14 protein-coding genes and 2 tRNA genes are annotated in these 16,401 nt (G+C 66.6%); 6 read left to right on the forward strand and 10 right to left on the reverse strand.

Translation table 11 applies throughout. From position 1 onward, the window contains the following. Window positions 1–95 precede the first annotated feature (95 nt). The 3 genes from cofC to IHQ52_RS19530 all read left to right on the forward strand — a co-directional run bounded on the left by cofC (window position 96) and on the right by IHQ52_RS19530 (window position 4,122). On the forward strand, window positions 96–845 hold the full coding sequence (cofC, locus tag IHQ52_RS19520; RefSeq protein ID WP_006434797.1) for a 2-phospho-L-lactate guanylyltransferase: 750 nt from the start codon (window positions 96–98) through the stop codon (window positions 843–845). 114 nt (window positions 846–959) lie between these two features. Continuing rightward, entirely contained in the window at window positions 960–3,158 is a 2,199-nt protein-coding gene (locus IHQ52_RS19525; protein WP_006434796.1) for an RNA degradosome polyphosphate kinase, read from the forward strand. Window positions 3,159–3,198: 40 nt separating this feature from the next. Further along, window positions 3,199–4,122 carry an NUDIX hydrolase gene (locus tag IHQ52_RS19530; RefSeq protein ID WP_024500518.1) on the forward strand — a complete coding sequence of 308 codons (924 nt, stop codon included), beginning with the start codon at window positions 3,199–3,201 and terminating at the stop codon, window positions 4,120–4,122. A gap of 85 nt (window positions 4,123–4,207) precedes the next feature. On the opposite strand, the gene IHQ52_RS19535 is transcribed toward IHQ52_RS19530, so the two are convergent. From IHQ52_RS19535 to leuC, 3 genes are all read right to left on the reverse strand, one after another. Then, a complete protein-coding gene (locus IHQ52_RS19535) occupies window positions 4,208–4,828 on the reverse strand; it encodes an HU family DNA-binding protein (protein ID WP_024500519.1) in 621 nt (206 codons plus the stop codon). Window positions 4,829–5,012: 184 nt separating this feature from the next. Continuing rightward, a complete protein-coding gene (gene leuD / locus IHQ52_RS19540) occupies window positions 5,013–5,606 on the reverse strand; it encodes a 3-isopropylmalate dehydratase small subunit (protein WP_006434793.1) in 594 nt (197 codons plus the stop codon). A 49-nt stretch (window positions 5,607–5,655) separates the two neighbouring features. After that, on the reverse strand, window positions 5,656–7,092 hold the full coding sequence (leuC, locus tag IHQ52_RS19545; protein WP_096274211.1) for a 3-isopropylmalate dehydratase large subunit: 1,437 nt from the start codon (window positions 7,090–7,092) through the stop codon (window positions 5,656–5,658). A gap of 95 nt (window positions 7,093–7,187) precedes the next feature. On the opposite strand from leuC, the gene IHQ52_RS19550 reads away from it, so the two are divergent. Further along, window positions 7,188–7,922 (forward strand): IclR family transcriptional regulator, encoded by a 735-nt coding sequence (locus IHQ52_RS19550; protein ID WP_006434791.1) that lies wholly within the window; start codon window positions 7,188–7,190, stop codon window positions 7,920–7,922. A gap of 66 nt (window positions 7,923–7,988) precedes the next feature. Next, entirely contained in the window at window positions 7,989–8,486 is a 498-nt protein-coding gene (locus IHQ52_RS19555) for a PPOX class F420-dependent oxidoreductase (RefSeq protein ID WP_024500520.1), read from the forward strand. A 127-nt stretch (window positions 8,487–8,613) separates the two neighbouring features. On the opposite strand, the gene IHQ52_RS19560 is transcribed toward IHQ52_RS19555, so the two are convergent. From IHQ52_RS19560 to IHQ52_RS19580, 5 genes are all read right to left on the reverse strand, one after another. Beyond that, window positions 8,614–8,686 (reverse strand) — tRNA-Glu (locus IHQ52_RS19560). Window positions 8,687–8,740: 54 nt separating this feature from the next. Continuing rightward, window positions 8,741–8,812: transfer RNA gene (locus IHQ52_RS19565), tRNA-Gln, on the reverse strand. An 86-nt stretch (window positions 8,813–8,898) separates the two neighbouring features. Beyond that, window positions 8,899–10,377: a glutamate--tRNA ligase gene (gene gltX, locus IHQ52_RS19570; protein ID WP_006434790.1), complete on the reverse strand. Its 1,479-nt coding sequence runs from the start codon at window positions 10,375–10,377 to the stop codon at window positions 8,899–8,901. A 44-nt stretch (window positions 10,378–10,421) separates the two neighbouring features. Then, window positions 10,422–11,246 (reverse strand): alpha/beta fold hydrolase, encoded by an 825-nt coding sequence (locus IHQ52_RS19575; protein ID WP_006434789.1) that lies wholly within the window; start codon window positions 11,244–11,246, stop codon window positions 10,422–10,424. Further along, entirely contained in the window at window positions 11,243–12,016 is a 774-nt protein-coding gene (locus IHQ52_RS19580; protein WP_006434788.1) for a fumarylacetoacetate hydrolase family protein, read from the reverse strand. The genes IHQ52_RS19575 and IHQ52_RS19580 overlap by 4 nt, the downstream gene beginning before the upstream one ends. Window positions 12,017–12,163: 147 nt before the next feature. Between IHQ52_RS19580 and IHQ52_RS19585 the strand changes: the two genes are divergently transcribed. Continuing rightward, window positions 12,164–13,393, forward strand: coding sequence for an MFS transporter (locus IHQ52_RS19585; RefSeq protein WP_006434787.1), 1,230 nt, complete (start codon window positions 12,164–12,166; stop codon window positions 13,391–13,393). Between the two features lie 99 nt (window positions 13,394–13,492). Here the strand turns inward: IHQ52_RS19585 and IHQ52_RS19590 are convergent, their stop codons facing one another. Together IHQ52_RS19590 and serA are read right to left on the reverse strand one after the other, a co-directional pair. Then, complete coding sequence (locus tag IHQ52_RS19590; protein WP_006434786.1) at window positions 13,493–14,503, reverse strand: 3-isopropylmalate dehydrogenase; 1,011 nt, start codon at window positions 14,501–14,503, stop codon at window positions 13,493–13,495. Further along, window positions 14,500–16,095: a phosphoglycerate dehydrogenase gene (gene serA, locus IHQ52_RS19595; protein ID WP_006434785.1), complete on the reverse strand. Its 1,596-nt coding sequence runs from the start codon at window positions 16,093–16,095 to the stop codon at window positions 14,500–14,502. The genes IHQ52_RS19590 and serA overlap by 4 nt, the downstream gene beginning before the upstream one ends. Window positions 16,096–16,401 lie beyond the last annotated feature (306 nt).

Raw genomic sequence — 16,401 nt, forward strand, 5'->3', positions numbered from 1 at the left:
CGGACCGAACGACTACCTGCCCACCCTAATGCCACGCACCGGCTGACCGACCCGGAATGTCACCCACCATCGCGCGGTGCACCATGATGGTCAGCATGGACCACAGCGCCGTCGACATGAGCGTCGACCTCAGCGCCGCCACGGGGAGCCCCGCGGCCGGCGGGGCGACGGTCGCGGCCGTGCTGGCCGTCAAGAGTCTCCAGCGCGCGAAGTCGCGGCTGGTGGCCACGCTGTCGGCCGCCACCGGCCACGACGAACCGACCACGCGGGGCTCTCTTGTCCTGGCGATGTTTCTCGACACCGTCGAGGCCCTTCGAGGTGCCGGCGTCTCGAGAGTGGTGGTCGTCAGTCCGGACGACGAGGTACTTGACGCGGCGCGACGGGCGGGCACGCACGGACTACCCGAGGTGGACTCGCCCACGACCGGTTCGGGCCTCAACAGCGCCTTCGGCCACGGTGCGCGGTGGGCCCGTGAGACATGGCCGGATTCGACGCGGCTGGTGTTCGTGCAGGCCGACCTGCCGGCCGCGACCAGCGATTCGCTGCGCGCGGTCCTGCGGGAGGCGCCGGCACACCGTCTCAGCTTCCTGACCGACCGCGACGGTACCGGCACGGTTCTCCTGCACGGCAATCTCCTCCCCGACGAGACCGGTGCTCTCGACGACGCACCTCGATTCGGCCCGGGTTCGGCGGCTGCGCACCGGGCCGCCGGCGCCGTCGAACTCGACCCCGCACACACCCGGTGGATCGATCTGCGCACAGACGTCGACACCGCAACCGATCTCGTCGCCGCACGCGCACTCGGCATCGGCCCCCACACCGCCGAGGCTCTGCGTCGTCTGTGACTGCCGCATGACTCCGCTTGTCGTGTGACGGCGACAGGGACATCGTGCCGTGGACGACGGGGTTCACGGGTCCTGCTCATGCCACGGGCTCCGAGTATGGGTCATCATTGATGGGTGAGCCCTGCCGACGACACCTCATCGACGACCGCCACGGTCACGACCACGCCGATCCCCAATGCCCCGCCGGCCGCAACGCTCGTCCCCGACGAGTCCGCGGACCTGCCCGAGGATCGGTATCTCAACCGAGAATTGAGTTGGCTCGACTTCAACTCCCGGGTGCTGGCACTCGCCGAGGACACCTCGCTGCCGTTGCTCGAACGCGCGAAGTTTCTCGCCATCTTCGCCTCCAACCTCGATGAGTTCTTCATGGTCCGGGTCGCGGGCCTCAAACGCCGCGACGAGACGGGCCTGTCGGTCCGATCGGCAGACGGACTCTCCCCGCGGGAGCAGCTGATGCGCATCGCCGGGCGGACCCAGAGCATCGCCGACCGTCACGCCCGCGTCTTCCTCGACTCGGTCCGACCGGCATTGGCCGACAACGACATCTATGTCGTGTCCTGGTCACAGCTCACCGATGACCAGCGTGCCCGGATGGTCGACTACTTCCAGGACGAGGTCTTCCCCGTCCTCACCCCGCTCGCGGTCGACCCGGCTCACCCGTTCCCCTACATCAGTGGCCTGTCGCTGAATCTCGCGGTGACCGTCAAGGACATCAACGAGAGCGGCGAGCACTTCGCCCGAGTGAAGGTCCCGGACAACGTGAACCGCTTCATCCGGGTCGATCAGCTCGCGCCCTACCGCGGCCCGGACGACGGGACGCACACGAAGAGCGCGGTGTTCCTGCCGATGGAACATCTCATCGCGGCCAATCTCGGCACGTTGTTCCCGGGCATGGAAGTAGTTGAACATCATGCCTTCCGGATCACCCGAAACGCCGATTTCGAGGTCGAGGAGGACCGCGACGAGGACCTCCTGCAGGCCCTCGAGCGTGAACTCGCCCGACGCCGGTTCGGTTCACCGGTGCGTCTCGAGGTGGCCGACGACATGAGCGAGCACATGCTCGAGCTGTTGCTGCGCGAGCTCGACGTCAACCCGGCCGATGTCATCCAGGTGCCCGGTCTGCTCGATCTGTCATCGCTTTTCGAGATCTACGACCTGGATCGGCCGCATCTGAAGGATCGTCCGTTCGTGCCGGCCACCCACCCGGCGTTCGGCGAGCGCGAGACACCCAAGAGTGTCTTCTCGACGTTGCGCGAGGGCGACGTCCTCGTTCATCACCCGTACGATTCGTTCTCCACGAGCGTGCAACGGTTCATCGAACAGGCGGCGGCCGACCCACAGGTTCTCGCGATCAAGCAGACCCTCTACCGCACCTCGGGTGATTCCCCGATCGTCAATGCGCTCATCGATGCCGCCGAGGCGGGCAAACAGGTCGTGGCGCTGGTGGAGATCAAGGCACGCTTCGACGAGCAGGCCAACATCAAGTGGGCGCGCAAACTCGAGCAGGCCGGTGTCCACGTCGTCTATGGACTGGTGGGGCTCAAGACGCACTGCAAGACATGTCTGGTGGTCCGCCGCGAGGGCTCGACGATCAAGCGCTACTGCCACATCGGTACCGGCAACTACAACCCGAAGACCGCGCGGCTGTACGAGGACGTGGGCCTGCTCACCGCCGCCCCCGACATCGGCGCGGACCTGACGGACCTGTTCAACACACTGACCGGGTATTCACGCAAGAAGGAGTACCGCAACATCCTCGTTGCCCCCCAGGGCATCCGGGCGGGCATCATCGAGCGCATCCACCGCGAGATCGAACTCTTCCGCGCGGGCGACGACCGCGCTCGCGTGCAGCTCAAGGCCAATGCGTTGGTCGACGAGCAGGTGATCGACGCGCTGTACCGGGCCTCGCAGGAAGGGGTCCCGGTCGATGTCGTGGTCCGCGGGATCAGCGCTCTGCGTCCGGGGATTGCCGGCGTCAGCGACAACATCCACGTCCGGTCGATCCTCGGCCAGTTCCTCGAACATTCCCGCATCCTGCATTTCGGTGCCCAGAACGAGTATTGGATCGGCAGCGCCGACATGATGCATCGCAACCTGGATCGTCGGATCGAGGTGATGGTGAACGTGCGCGACAAGCGCCTCGCCGGTGAACTCGGCGACATCTTCGCCTCGGCGCTCGACCCGCGCACGCGATGCTGGGTCCTGCAGACCGACGGCAGTTGGGTGGCCTCCCCTGCCGCGGGCGAGGAGGTCCGCGACCATCAGCGACAGATGATGCGCCGCAATCGTCGTCGGCCGGAGATCAATTCGTGACCGGCTCCGCCTTGACGCCGCATCCGGGCAGCGATTCCCGATGACGAAGACGGTGCCTCGGAAAAGTGTGTGGGCCGCCGGCGCCGTCGTCTGGCGGCCGGGTACGTCGGGCTCCACCGCTCCGGAAGACCTGGAGATCGCCGTTGTCCATCGGCCGCGCTACGACGACTGGACCATCCCCAAGGGGAGGGGTGAGCCGGGCGAGACCCTCGTCGACACCGCGGTCCGTGAGATCGCCGAGGAGACGGGGCAACACGTCGTCCTCGGACGGCACCTCGGCGATGTTCACTATGACCTCGGGTCGGGGCGCAAGCATGTGCGCTACTGGTCCGCGCGAGGCGACAACGGTGCGTTCACCCCCGACGACGAGGTCGACGAATTACGCTGGCTCACGGTCGAGAAAGCGCGAAAGACGCTGAGCTATGACCTGGATCGCGAAATTCTGCGCGAGTTCACGCGACTGCCGGCCGATCTGCACACGTTGCTGCTGGTGCGCCACGCCAAGGCGGGGCGGCGCTCTGTTTACAAAGGTGACGACCGCCTCCGCCCGCTCGACGCCCTCGGTCGCACCCAGGCAGCGGCGCTCGTCCCGCTGCTGCTGGCCTTCGGTGCGCAACGGATCCACTCCGCGGATCGAGTGCGCTGTGAGCAGACACTGGAGCCGCTACGCTCCCGTCTCGGTGTCGAGTCCTGCAGCGAGCCGGACCTCTCCGAGGAGGTTTATCGCGCGGATCCGACCGCGGCACAACGCCGAATCCGGGAGCTGGCGTCCGAAATGCCGGACACCCTGGCGGTGTGCAGTCAGGGCAAGGTGATCCCACCGCTGATGGACTGGTGGGCCGAGCGCGACGGCATCACCCTGCCGAAGGCCTCGAACCGCAAGGGCAGCGTGTGGGTGTGCTCGCTCCACGACGGCCGGCTCGTGGCGGCCGATCACATCGCGAGTCCGCTTCCGTCCGACTGAGAGTCCCTCCGAACACAGATCAACCCCTGGTGGGGAAGTCACCAGGGGTTGATCTGAAAAGCGGTGTGCCCTACCGGGCCGGTCTTCAGCGGCGCGTCGACTTCTTGGCCGGAGCCTTCTTCGCCGCGGCCTTCTTGGCCGGAGCCTTCTTGGCTGCGGTCTTCTTGGCCGGAGCAGCCTTCTTGGCCGGAGCGGCCTTCTTCGCCGCGGTCGTGGTCTTCTTGGCCGGCGCGGTCTTCTTGGCCGCCGTGGTCTTCTTTGCCGCGGTGGTCTTCTTGGCCGCCGTGGTCTTGGCCGGAGCCTTCTTCGCCGCGGTCTTCTTGGCCGGAGCAGCCTTCTTGGCCGCGGTCTTCTTGGCCGGAGCAGCCTTCTTGGCCGCCGTGGTGCCGCTGCCGCGCTTCACAGCCGGACCGGTGGCGGCGAGCTTCTGCTTGCCGGCCACGACGGCCTTGAACTGAGCACCCGGACGGAACGCGGGAACCGAAGTAGCACGGACCTTCACGGTCTCGCCGGTGCGCGGATTGCGAGCGACGCGCGGCGCACGCTTCCGCTTCTCGAAAACACCGAAGCCGGTGATCGTCACGCTCTCGCCCTTGTTGACCGCGCGAACGATCGTGTCGACGACGAGCTCGACGGCTTCAGTCGCAGTCTTGCGATCCGCGTCGAGCTTCTTGGTCAGCTCATCAATGAGCTCCGCCTTGTTCATGAGTACCTCCGCAAGCTGATCTGACCGGTTTTCGGCCAGCTACCCACACACGGTAAACGTCGAATTTGAAAACGTCCATCTTCCACGCCAATTAGGACGCCGTGTTGCGAAATCGCATAGCAGCTCACAGGGTCTCCGCGTCGCGGGACCGGACCGTCCGCGCGGCCTCGAGAGGGGTCTCCGGTCAGTCCGCGAGAGTCCTCGGTTTGAACGACGGACGCTTCGACTCGTACTCGGAAATCGCGTCTACCTGCCGCAACGTCAATCCGATGTCGTCGAGACCCTCAATCAGGCGCCACCTGGTGTAGTCATCAATTGCCAACGGCACCACGAGGTCTCCTGCCGTGACGCTCTTATCGACAAGGCTCACCGTGATTTCCATCCCGGGGCTCTCCTCGAGTCGCTTCCACAGCAACTCGACGTCGGACTGTTCGACCTGGGCGGCGACCAGTCCGGCCTTGCCGGCGTTCCCGCGGAAGATGTCGGCGAACCGGGACGAGATCACCACGCGGAACCCGAAATCGGACAGCGCCCATACCGCGTGCTCGCGCGAGGAGCCGGTGCCGAAGTCCGGCCCGGCGACCAGAACGGAGCCGTTGCTCCACGGCTCGTTGTTGAGGATGAAGCCCGGGTCGGTGCGCCACCCGGCGAAGAGACCGTCCTCAAAGCCAGTGCGGGTCACCCGCTTCAGGTATTCGGCCGGGATGATCTGGTCGGTGTCGACGTTGCTGCGGCGCAGCGGGACGCCAATGCCCGTGTGTTCGGTGAACGGCTGCATGATGAAAGTCCCTGTTCGGAAGTTGTCTGGAATGTGGTCTGGGGGTTACTCAACCGAGATCGGCCGGAGCGGACAGCGTCCCGCGGATCGCGGTGGCGGCCGCGACGGCCGGTGACACCAGGTGGGTGCGTCCGCCCTTGCCCTGCCGCCCTTCGAAATTGCGGTTCGACGTCGAGGCGCACCGCTCACCGGGCGCAAGCTGATCCGGGTTCATCCCCAGACACATCGAGCATCCGGCCTGTCGCCATTCGGCGCCGGCGTTCAGGAAGACCTCCCCGAGGCCCTCTTCCTCGGCCTGGGCGCGCACGCGCATCGAACCGGGCACGATGAGCATCCGCATGCCGTCGGCGATCTTGCGGCCCTTGAGGATGTCGGCGACCGCGCGCAGGTCCTCGATGCGACCGTTGGTGCACGATCCGACGAACACCGTGTCGACCTTGATGTCACGCAACGGCGTACCCGGCTGGAGATCCATGTACTCGAGGGCCTTCGACGCGGCGCTCGATGCGACCTCGTCACCGAAGTCGGCGGGGTCCGGGACGGTCGCTCCCAACGGCGCACCCTGCCCCGGGTTGGTCCCCCAGGTGACGAACGGGGTCAACTCGCCGGCGTCGATGTGGACCTCGGCGTCGAAGACGGCGTCGTCGTCGGTGCGCAGGCTGTCCCAATACTCAACAGCCGCATCCCATTCGGCACCCTTCGGAGCGTGCGGACGACCCTTGAGGAACTCGTAGGTGACCTCGTCGGGAGCGATCATGCCGGCGCGGGCGCCCGCTTCGATCGACATGTTGCACACGGTCATCCGCGCTTCCATCGACAGGTTGCGGATCGCCTCGCCGCGGTACTCGAGGACGTAGCCCTGTCCACCGCCGGTGCCGATCTTCGCGATGATCGCCAGGATCAGATCCTTGGCCGTGACGCCGGGGGGCAGGCGGCCGTCGACGTTGATCGCCATCGTCTTGAACGGGCGCAGCGAAAGGGTCTGCGTCGCGAGGACGTGCTCCACCTCGCTGGTGCCGATCCCCATGGCGATCGCACCGAAAGCACCGTGGGTGGCCGTGTGGCTGTCACCGCACACCACGGTCATTCCGGGCTGGGTCAGACCCAGCTGCGGACCGACCACGTGCACGATGCCCTGTTCGGCGTCTCCCATCGGGTGCAGCCGGATACCGAACTCCTCGCAGTTCTTGCGAAGGGTCTCGACCTGCGTGCGCGACACCGGATCGGCGATCGGCTTGTCGATGTCGACCGTCGGGACGTTGTGATCCTCGGTGGCGATCGTCAGGTCGGGGCGTCGCACGGGGCGACCCGCCAGTCGGAGGCCGTCGAAGGCCTGCGGACTGGTGACCTCGTGGACGAGATGCAGGTCGATGTAGATCAGGTCCGGATTGTTGTTTCCGGACGCATCGGCCTCACCGGGCACGACAACGTGGTCGCGCCAGACCTTCTCGGCAAGAGTTAGCGGCTGGGCTGGGCTGTTGCTCATGGCTGCACTCGATATCTTCTCGGGTTCGGCGGACGGTGCGCGCTCAGCTCGCGCTGAAACGTGCATCTCACTATTTGGACAGCTAGTATCGTCCTATGGGACAGGATAGCGCATCCGCGGTCAGCAGCGGAATCGGCGTACTCGACAAATCCGTGGCGGTACTCCACGCCATCGCCGAGGCCCCGTGCAATCTCTCGGAGTTGTGTGGGCGCACCGGACTCCCGCGCGCCACCGCACACCGGCTCGCGGTCGGCCTCGAGACCCATCGCTTCCTCGCACGAGACATCACCGGACGCTGGCAACCGGGGCCGGCACTGGGCGAACTCGCCGCCTCCGCCCATGATCCCGTGACCGAGTCCGCGTTGATGGTCCTTCCCCGACTCCGTGACATCACCGGCGAATCCGTCCAGGTCTACCGCCGCGAAGGTGCCGAACGCGTGTGCGTGGCCGCGATGGAACCGCCTACCGGCCTGCGCGACACCGTGCCCGTCGGAACACGGTTCCCGATGAGCGCCGGCTCCGCAGCCAAGGTCCTGCTCGCCTGGGCCGACCCGGCGACGCAGCGCGCGCTGCTGCACGACAGCGTGTTCAGCGAGCGAGCCCTGCACGAGATCCGACGCCGCGGCTGGGCCCAGAGTGCCGGCGAGCGCGCGGCGGGCGTGGCGAGCGTCTCGGCGCCCGTGCGCGACGGCAACGGTGACGTCGTCGCCGCGATCTCGGTCTCCGGCCCCATCGACCGCATGGGCCGTCGGCCGGGCGCCCGCTGGGCCGCCGATCTCCTCGCCGCCGCCGATGCGATCCACAAGCGGCTGCAGACCTCCCGCGCCTGACCCGCCGCCGCAGGCGTTCCCGGCGTGACCGTTCCGCGCAGCGGACGGGTCGGATAGCTTCGTCACATGGGAGTCAACCAACGCAACCAGATCGTCATGTCCGACGCCGAGATCGAGGAATTCGTCGCGCGCAGCCGCACGGCCACCCTCGCCACCACGGGCCCCGACGGTGGCATCCACCTCGTCGCCATGTGGTACGGGGTCATCGACGGCGAGATCTGGTTCGAGACGAAGTCGAAGTCGCAGAAGGCGGTCAACCTCCGCCGCAACAACCGCTGCACGGTGATGATCGAGGACGGCGACACCTACGACACGCTGCGGGGCGTGAGCTTCGAGGGGACCGCCGAGATCCTCGACGACCCCGACTCCTGCCTGAAGGTCGGGATCAGCGTCTGGGAGCGCTACACGGCGCCCTACACCGAGGAATCGCGCCCCTTCGTCGAGCAGATGATGCACAAGCGTGTGGCCGTCCGTCTGGTGCCCACACGCACCCGTTCGTGGGATCACCGCAAACTCGGTATCCCGGAGATGCCGGCGTCGGGAAGCACCGCCCAGTTCCTGTGAATCCGCCCACCCGATAGGCGGATCCCCCTCGCCCGTGTCGCGATGTGATCATCGCAACACGGGCGAGATCGTCTGCACCACAAAGAAAAACACCCTCCCGCTGCGATGCAGAGGGAGGGTGTTTCTGTAGCCCCGACGGGATTCGAACCCGCGCTACCGCCTTGAGAGGGCGGCGTCCTAGGCCGCTAGACGACGGGGCCTTGGAACTTTGTTGCGATCAAGACCCTAGCACGGTCTCGAACTCATTCAGTTCGCTGGGGTACCAGGACTCGAACCTAGAATGGCTGAACCAGAATCAGCTGTGTTGCCAATTACACCATACCCCACGGACTTCCCTTTTCCCTGAGGAAAAGTGCCGAGAAAGACAATAGCAAAGGGTTACCGGAAGTCCACAAACGTGCAGTTCAGAGGCCTATTTCGCAGCGATCTCACGAGCCGCGGCCAGACGGGCGAGGGTCTTGTCGCGACCGAGGATCTCCATCGACTCGAAGAGCGGCGGACTCACCTGCGAACCGGTGACGGCGACGCGCACCGGACCGAACGCCTTACGTGGCTTGAGCTCCATACCGTCGACCAGAGCCGCGTTGAGGGCGTCCTGCAGCTCCTGGGTGGTCCAGGACGTCAACGGCTCGATGGCGGCGATGGCGGCGTCGAGAACGGCCACTGCGTCGGCTCCCAGGTTCTTGCTCGCGGCCTTCTCGTCGATCGTGAACTCGTCGTCGGACACGTAGACGAACTTGATGAGGTCCCAGGCGTCGGCGAGTACCTGGATGCGCGTCTGCACGAGTTCGGCGAGTGCGGCGAATCTCACATCGTCGACCGGCTCCGACAGGTGTCCGTGACCGATCAGGAACTCCTTGAGGCGCGCAGTGAAGTCATCGGTCTCGAGCCGGCGGATGTGCTCGGCGTTGATCGCGTCGGCCTTCTTCTGATCGAAGCGCGCCGGATTCGAGTTCACCTGCCGCACATCGAAAGCGGCGATCATCTCGTCGAGTGAGAAGACATCGGTGTCGCTGGAGTAGCCCCAGCCGAGCAGCGCGAGGTAGTTGAGCAGGCCTTCCGGGATGAATCCACGGTCGCGGTGATGGAAGAGGTTCGACTGCGGGTCGCGCTTGGACAGCTTCTTATTGCCCTCGCCCATCACGAACGGGAGATGGCCGAACTCCGGGACGAACTCTGCGACACCGATGCGGATGAGTGCCTCGTACAGCGCGAGCTGACGCGGCGTCGACGAGAGGAGATCTTCGCCACGCAGCACGTGGGTGATCTTCATCATGGCGTCGTCCACGGGATTGACCAGGGTGTACAGCGGGTCGCCCGACGCACGCGTCAGCGCGAAGTCCGGAACGGTGCCCGCCTTGATCGTCGTCGTACCGCGGACCAGGTCGTCCCAGGAGAGATCGGTGTCCGGCATCCGCAGGCGCACAACCGGTTTGCGACCTTCGGCGCGGTAGGCCGCGCGCTGTTCGTCGGTGAGGTCGCGATCGAAGTTGTCGTAGCCCAACTTGGGATCACGTCCGGCCGCCTTGTGACGCGCCTCGACCTCCTCGGGGGTGGAGAAGGCCTCGTAGGCCTCCCCCGCCTCGAGAAGGCGTGCGACGACGCCGGCGTGGATGTCACGACGCTCCGACTGACGGTAGGGACCGTAGGGTCCACCGACCTCGGGTCCCTCGTCCCAGTCCATTCCGAGCCACCGCAGGGCATCGAGGATGGCCAGGTAGGACTCCTCGCTGTCACGGGAGGAGTCGGTGTCCTCGATGCGGAACACGAAGGTTCCACCGTCATGACGCGCCTGGGCGAAGTTGAACAGCGCGGTCCGTACGAGTCCGACATGGGGTGTACCGGTCGGTGACGGACAGAATCGGACTCGTACGGCTTCACTACTGGTCATGACCGTCAGGGTATCGAAACCCCGTCGAGCCCTGACCGGCGCGTTCAGTCCCGGAAACGCCCGCAGAAGTCGACCAGGACGCGGTTCACCTCGGCCGGTTGTTCGAGATAGCCGAAATGCCCGGCACGTTCGATCTGTACGTACTCCGCACCCGGGATCGCCTCGGCCACCTCACGCGCGAGGTGGGGCGGCAACGTGCGATCGTCGGCGAACCCGACGACGAGTGTCGGGCGCGTGATGTTGCGATACGCCGCGAGGCGGTCCGACTCCTTGTTGTGGAGCTCGAGCTGAGCGCGCACCCCCGGGGTCACCGTCTGCGGCGAGAACCCGATGATGTCGAGCCAGTCCCGTGCGGAGCGGTCGTCGTCGAGCGTGTGCGGCGACAGGTTCAGATGAGCCGTGATCGCGGCCTCGTACTCCAGCGGCAGCTTGATCTTGTTGTCGTAGAGCGCACGCTCACCGGCCGAGATCGCTTCCTGCAGAGGCGTGTTGCGGCCGTAGGTGGCGATCAGAACAGCGGCCTTGACGACGTCGGGCCGCGCCAGGGCGAGTTCCTGGGTGATCCGGGCGCCCAGTGAGGTGCCCACGACGATCGCCGGACCACGGCCGAGATGTTCGATCAGCGCGGCGGTGTCGGCGACCATGTCATCCAGGCCGAAACCCTCGGGACATTCCGACGACGGGGCGATGCCACGGTTGTCGAACGTGACGACGGTGTGGCCGGCCTTCACCAGTGCCGGTTCCTGATTGGCCTTCCACACGCGGCCGGGACTGCCCGTGCCCATGACCATCACGACCAGCGGGCCGCTCCCGGCCACGCTGTAGGAGATGTCGATGCCGTTGACGCGTGCCGTATTGGGAGCTGTCATGCCTTGTCCACCACCGGGTTGGAGAGCGTGCCGATTCCGTTGACGGTCACCGAGACCCGCTGTCCGGCAACCATTGGTCCCACTCCCTCGGGCGTGCCCGTGAGAATCACGTCGCCGGGGAGCAGGGTCATGATCCGTGTGATCCACTCGACGATCTCGCCGATGTCGTGCAGCATCAACGAGGTCCGCGTCCGCTGCTTGACCTCACCGTCGAGTTCGGTGACGAGTTCGACGTCGGAAGGGTCGAAGGAGGTCTCGATCCAGGGACCGAGCGGACAGAAGGTGTCGTAGCTCTTCCCGCGCGTCCACTGTCCATCGATCTTCTGCTGATCCCGGGCGGTCACGTCGTTGGCGATCGTGTAGCCGAGGATGACGTCCTTGGCCTGTGCGGCCTTGACATCCTTGCAGGGCCGGCCGATGACGACGGCGAGCTCACCTTCGTAGTCCACGCGTTCCGACGACGGCGGACGCACGATCGGGACCTCGGGTCCGATGATCGAGGTGTTCGGCTTGATGAAGATCACCGGGTCCGCGGGCGCCTCACCACCCATCTCGGCCGCGTGGGCGGCGTAGTTCTTGCCGATGCAGATCACCTTGCTGGCCAGGATCGGGGCCAGCACACGGACGTCGGCCATTTTCCAGGAACGTCCCGTGAACGTCGGGGTGCCGAACGGATGCTCGGCGATCTCCTTGGCGACGGCGTCGTCGCCCTCCCCTTCGACGGACACGAAAGCCACTCCGTCGGGACTCGCAATTCGACCTAAGCGCATGTCCAGACCCTATCGCACCGACCGATCCCATCCGTTGGGAGCCGAGTTGGCGGACCCGGCCAGCAGTTTTAGAATGTGAACAGTTTGTTCCATATTCTGAGATTCGATAGAGGCGAGTTCACGTGTGCAACGGGAGAGGTGAGTTCCATGGATGACGCCAGAGTCATTTCCGACACCAGACGGTGGGTCATCCTCGGTAGTTCACTTCTCGCCGCACTGACCACCACCTGCGTCGTCAGCGGCATCGCATATCTGATCCCCTCACTGCACACCGACGCCGGACTCACCCTGACCGAGGCGTCTACCCTGGCCGCGATCCCCACGATCGGCCTCACCACCGCCACCATCCTGTGGGGAATCCTGCTGGACCGCTATGGCGAACGCCGGATCCTGACGATCTCCCTGTCGATCTCGCTGGCCGGCGCCACCGGAGCGGCCGTGGCCGCAGCCGCCGACGCGTCGTATGTCGTCGTCGGTGCGGCTCTCCTGGTGGGCGGGATCGGCTCCGGTGCCGCCAACGGGGCCAGCGGCCGAATCGTGGTGGGCTGGTTCCCCGCTCATCAACGTGGCACCGCGATGGGCATCCGCCAGATGGCGCAACCCCTGGGCATCGGCGTGTGCGCACTGACGATGCCGGTCGTCGCCGCGACTCAGGGACCCGCTGCGGCACTGGCGATCCCGGCCGTGATCACGGCCGCGGGGCTGCTGGCCGTGCTCGTCGGGATCAGCGACCCGCCGCGGCGTGCGGCCCCGAGCGGAACCGGCGATGTTCCGGCCACCAGTCCAAACCCGTACCGCGGCAATTCGTTCCTCGCGCGCGTCCACGCCGTCAGCATGCTGCTCGTCATCCCGCAGTCGATGATGTGGACCTTCGTGCCCACCTGGCTGATCGTCGCGCACGACTGGTCACCGGCCGCAGCGGGCCTGCTGATCACCGTGACCCAGGTGATCGGCGCGTTCGGCCGGATCGCCGCGGGCCGATGGTCGGACGCGTGGTTGTCACGGATGCGCCCCGTTCGCATCATCGCCGTGACCGGGGTCGCTTCGATGTGCGCTCTCGCACTGGCGGATTGGTTCGACAGCCCGGTCGCCCCCGCACTGATGGCGGTGGCGAGCATCATCTCGGTGGCCGACAACGGGCTGGCGTTCACCGCCATCGCCGAGTTCGCGGGTCCCGACTGGAGCGGGCGCGGACTCGCGGTACAGAACACCGGCCAGTTCCTGGTCACCGCCGCGACCACGCCCGTACTGGGTGCGCTGATCGCCGCTGCCGGTTTCCCGGCGGCATTCGCGGTCACCGCGCTCGCGCCGCTGGTCGCCGCCCCCCTGGTCCCCAACGATCAGGACCTGCAGGTCGAGGAACTGGCCGAGGTCTGATCCGCCCCGCAAACCCAGCGGAAACAGATCATCCCACCACCCGAGTCGGGTGGTGGGATGATCCGTATCCGGTGGAGCTGTGGCGATCCGCCAAACGTCTCAGCTGAGCCGTTGGCGGATGCGCTTGCCGACCTCGCTGGTGTTCACCGGTCCGCTGCGTTCGGCAAGGTCATCGGCAACGGCCTTCTCGATCCGTGCCGCGGCGTCGTCCTCGCCGAGATGCTGGAGAAGCAGCGCCGTCGACAGGATCGCCGCGGTCGGATCGGCCTTGCCCTGGCCGGCGATGTCGGGTGCCGAGCCGTGAACCGGTTCGAACATCGACGGATTCGCGCCGGTGGCATCGATGTTGCCCGACGCCGCGAGTCCGATGCCACCGCTGACGGCAGCCGCGATGTCGGTGATGATGTCGCCGAACAGGTTGTCGGTGACGATCACGTCGAAGCGGCCCGGATCGGTGACCAGGTAGATGGTCGCCGCGTCCACGTGGCAGTAATCGGTGGTGACGTCGGGGAATTCTGCGCCGATCTCCTCGACCGCGCGGCTCCACAACGATCCGGCGAAGCCGAGCACGTTGGTCTTGTGGACCAGGGTGAGCTTCTTACGACGCTGCTGCGCGCGCTGGAACGCGTTGCGCACCACACGTTCTACGCCGAAGCGGGTGTTGACGCTGACCTCCGTCGCCACCTCGTGCGGGGTGCCGACGCGGATCGCACCGCCGTTGCCGGTGTAGGGCCCCTCGGTGCCCTCACGGACCACGACGAAGTCGATCTCGGGGTCGCCCGCCAGCGGCGAGGACACACCCGGGAACCGGCGCGACGGACGCAGGTTCACATGGTGGTCCAGTGCGAAGCGCATGGTGAGCAAGAGACCGCGTTCGAGGATTCCGGGCGGCACCGACGGATCGCCGATGGCTCCCAACAGGATTGCGTCGTGACGACGCAGCGACTCGAGGTCGGCCTCGGTGAGGAGTTCACCGTTACGGTGGTAGCGGCGAGCGCCGAGATCGAACTCGGTGGTGCTCACCGACGGGACGACCGCTTCGAGGACGCCGAGCGCCTCCCCGATGACCTCGGGGCCGATGCCGTCGCCGGCGATGACGGCGAGCTTCACGACAGATCCACCTGGACGATCAGCGTGGCGCCCACGGCCGCACCGATGGCCTCGACGACCTCGTCGGCCAAGACGCTGCTCACGCGCAGCATCATGGTGGCGCCTCCACCCTCGACGTCCTGCGACAGGCCTGCCGCGAGGATGTCGACGCCGGCATCGCCGAGCAGGGTGCCGATCTTGCCGAGCGAACCGGGACGGTCGGCGTAGCTCACGATCAGGTTGTGGCCCTCGGCGCGGAGGTCGAAGTTGCGTCCGTTGATGTTGACGATCTTCTCGACGAGACGCGGTTCGGTGAGCGTGCCGGAGACGTTGTGGATCGAACCGTCGGCGAAGACGGCCTTGACGTCGACGACGCTGCGGTGGTTCGGGCTCTCCGGAGCGGTGGTCACCTCACTGGTGACGCCGCGGCTCTCGGCGACGGCCGGGGCGTTGACGAAGGTGACCGGCTCGTCGAGGACGGCCGAGAACAGACCGCGCAGAGCAGAGAGTCCGAGCACCTCGACGTTCTTGGCGGCCAGTTCGCCGCGGACGTCGATGACCAGCGAGGTCGGCGGCTCCTTGCTGATGGCGCCGACGAGGACACCGGCCTTGCGGGCGACTTCGAGCCACGGTGCGACCTCTTCGTCGATCGCGCCGCCGGTGATGTTGACGGCGTCGGGCACGAAGTGACCGGCCAGGGCGAGACGCACGCTCTTGGCGACGTCGGTGCCCGCGCGATCCTGAGCCTCGCTGGTGGACGCACCGAGGTGCGGGGTCACGACGACCTGCGGGAGGTCGAACAGGGGCGAGTCGGTGCAGGGCTCGGTGGCGAAGACGTCGAGGCCGGCGGCGCGGACCTGACCGGAGTTGATGGCGTCGGCCAGTGCCTGCTCGTCGATCAGGCCACCGCGGGCGGCGTTGACGATGACGACACCCTTCTTGGTGCGGGCGAGCTGCTCGGCGCCGATGAGGCCGAGGGTCTCCGGGGTCTTCGGCAGGTGCACGGTGATGAAGTCGGCGCGCTCGAGGAGCTCGTCGAGGCTGACCAGCTCGATGCCGAGCTGAGCGGCGCGGGCCGGGGAGACGTAGGGGTCATACGCGATGACGTGGGTCTCGAAGGCGGCCAGGCGTGCGGCGACCAGTTGGCCGATGCGTCCGAGACCGACGACGCCGACGGTCTTGTCGAAGATCTCGACACCGTTGAACGCCGAACGCTTCCAGGTCTTCTCACGCAGGGTGGCGTCAGCGGCCGGGATCTGGCGCGACGCCGACATCAGCAGCGCGATCGCGTGCTCGGCAGCGGTGTGGATGTTGGAGGTCGGCGCGTTGACGACCATGACACCGCGAGCGGTGGCGGCGGGGACGTCGACGTTGTCCAGACCGACACCGGCGCGCGCGATGATCTTCAGCTTCTTGCCGGCGTCCAGGACCTCGGCGTCGACAGTCGTCGCGGAACGCACGAGGATGGCGTCGGCGTCGACGACGGCCTCGAGCAGCTTGGGACGGTCCGGGCCGTCGACCCACCGCACCTCGACACCGTCACCGAGTGCTTCCACGGTGGACGGCGCCAGTTTGTCGGCGATGAGTACAACCGGGCGGCCAGCAGAGCTCACAGTCTTTTCTCCAGGTTCGGGGCAGGTGCGATTTCTCACCTTTGGCGGGACGGAGCGTCGGAGACTCTCCGTACCACAGCTTAAAGGTCTGGACGATGGCTCAGAACAGGCGGTCTACCCCAATAGAGCAGTCGCCTCCGTGCGGCTGGGTAGAGTGTGACGGGCATTACGACACGCTGTTGCCTGCATCACGGAAGGGTTGCAAACCGACCGCGGGTCGATCCCACGCGGGCGCGAACGACGGTGGCTCCCGGTACGGTGTGTTTGACCGCCTGCCGCGACGAGTTGCGGCAGGCGTTTCGGCGC

The sequence above is a fragment of the Gordonia amicalis genome, assembly GCF_022059885.1.
GTDB classification, from domain to species: Bacteria; Actinomycetota; Actinomycetes; order Mycobacteriales; family Mycobacteriaceae; genus Gordonia; species Gordonia amicalis.

Bases quoted from the DNA above. Each gene is read 5' to 3' on its own strand.
- cofC (WP_006434797.1), top strand. From the start codon at position 96: ATGGACCACAGCGCCGTCGACATGAGCGTCGACCTCAGCGCCGCCACG.
- IHQ52_RS19530 (WP_024500518.1), top strand. From the start codon at position 3,199: ATGACGAAGACGGTGCCTCGGAAAAGTGTGTGGGCCGCCGGCGCCGTC.
- IHQ52_RS19535 (WP_024500519.1), bottom strand. From the start codon at position 4,828: ATGAACAAGGCGGAGCTCATTGATGAGCTGACCAAGAAGCTCGACGCG.
- leuD (WP_006434793.1), bottom strand. From the start codon at position 5,606: ATGCAGCCGTTCACCGAACACACGGGCATTGGCGTCCCGCTGCGCCGC.
- leuC (WP_096274211.1), bottom strand. From the start codon at position 7,092: ATGAGCAACAGCCCAGCCCAGCCGCTAACTCTTGCCGAGAAGGTCTGG.
- IHQ52_RS19550 (WP_006434791.1), top strand. From the start codon at position 7,188: ATGGGACAGGATAGCGCATCCGCGGTCAGCAGCGGAATCGGCGTACTC.
- IHQ52_RS19555 (WP_024500520.1), top strand. From the start codon at position 7,989: ATGGGAGTCAACCAACGCAACCAGATCGTCATGTCCGACGCCGAGATC.
- gltX (WP_006434790.1), bottom strand. From the start codon at position 10,377: ATGACCAGTAGTGAAGCCGTACGAGTCCGATTCTGTCCGTCACCGACC.
- IHQ52_RS19575 (WP_006434789.1), bottom strand. From the start codon at position 11,246: ATGACAGCTCCCAATACGGCACGCGTCAACGGCATCGACATCTCCTAC.
- IHQ52_RS19580 (WP_006434788.1), bottom strand. From the start codon at position 12,016: ATGCGCTTAGGTCGAATTGCGAGTCCCGACGGAGTGGCTTTCGTGTCC.
- IHQ52_RS19585 (WP_006434787.1), top strand. From the start codon at position 12,164: ATGGATGACGCCAGAGTCATTTCCGACACCAGACGGTGGGTCATCCTC.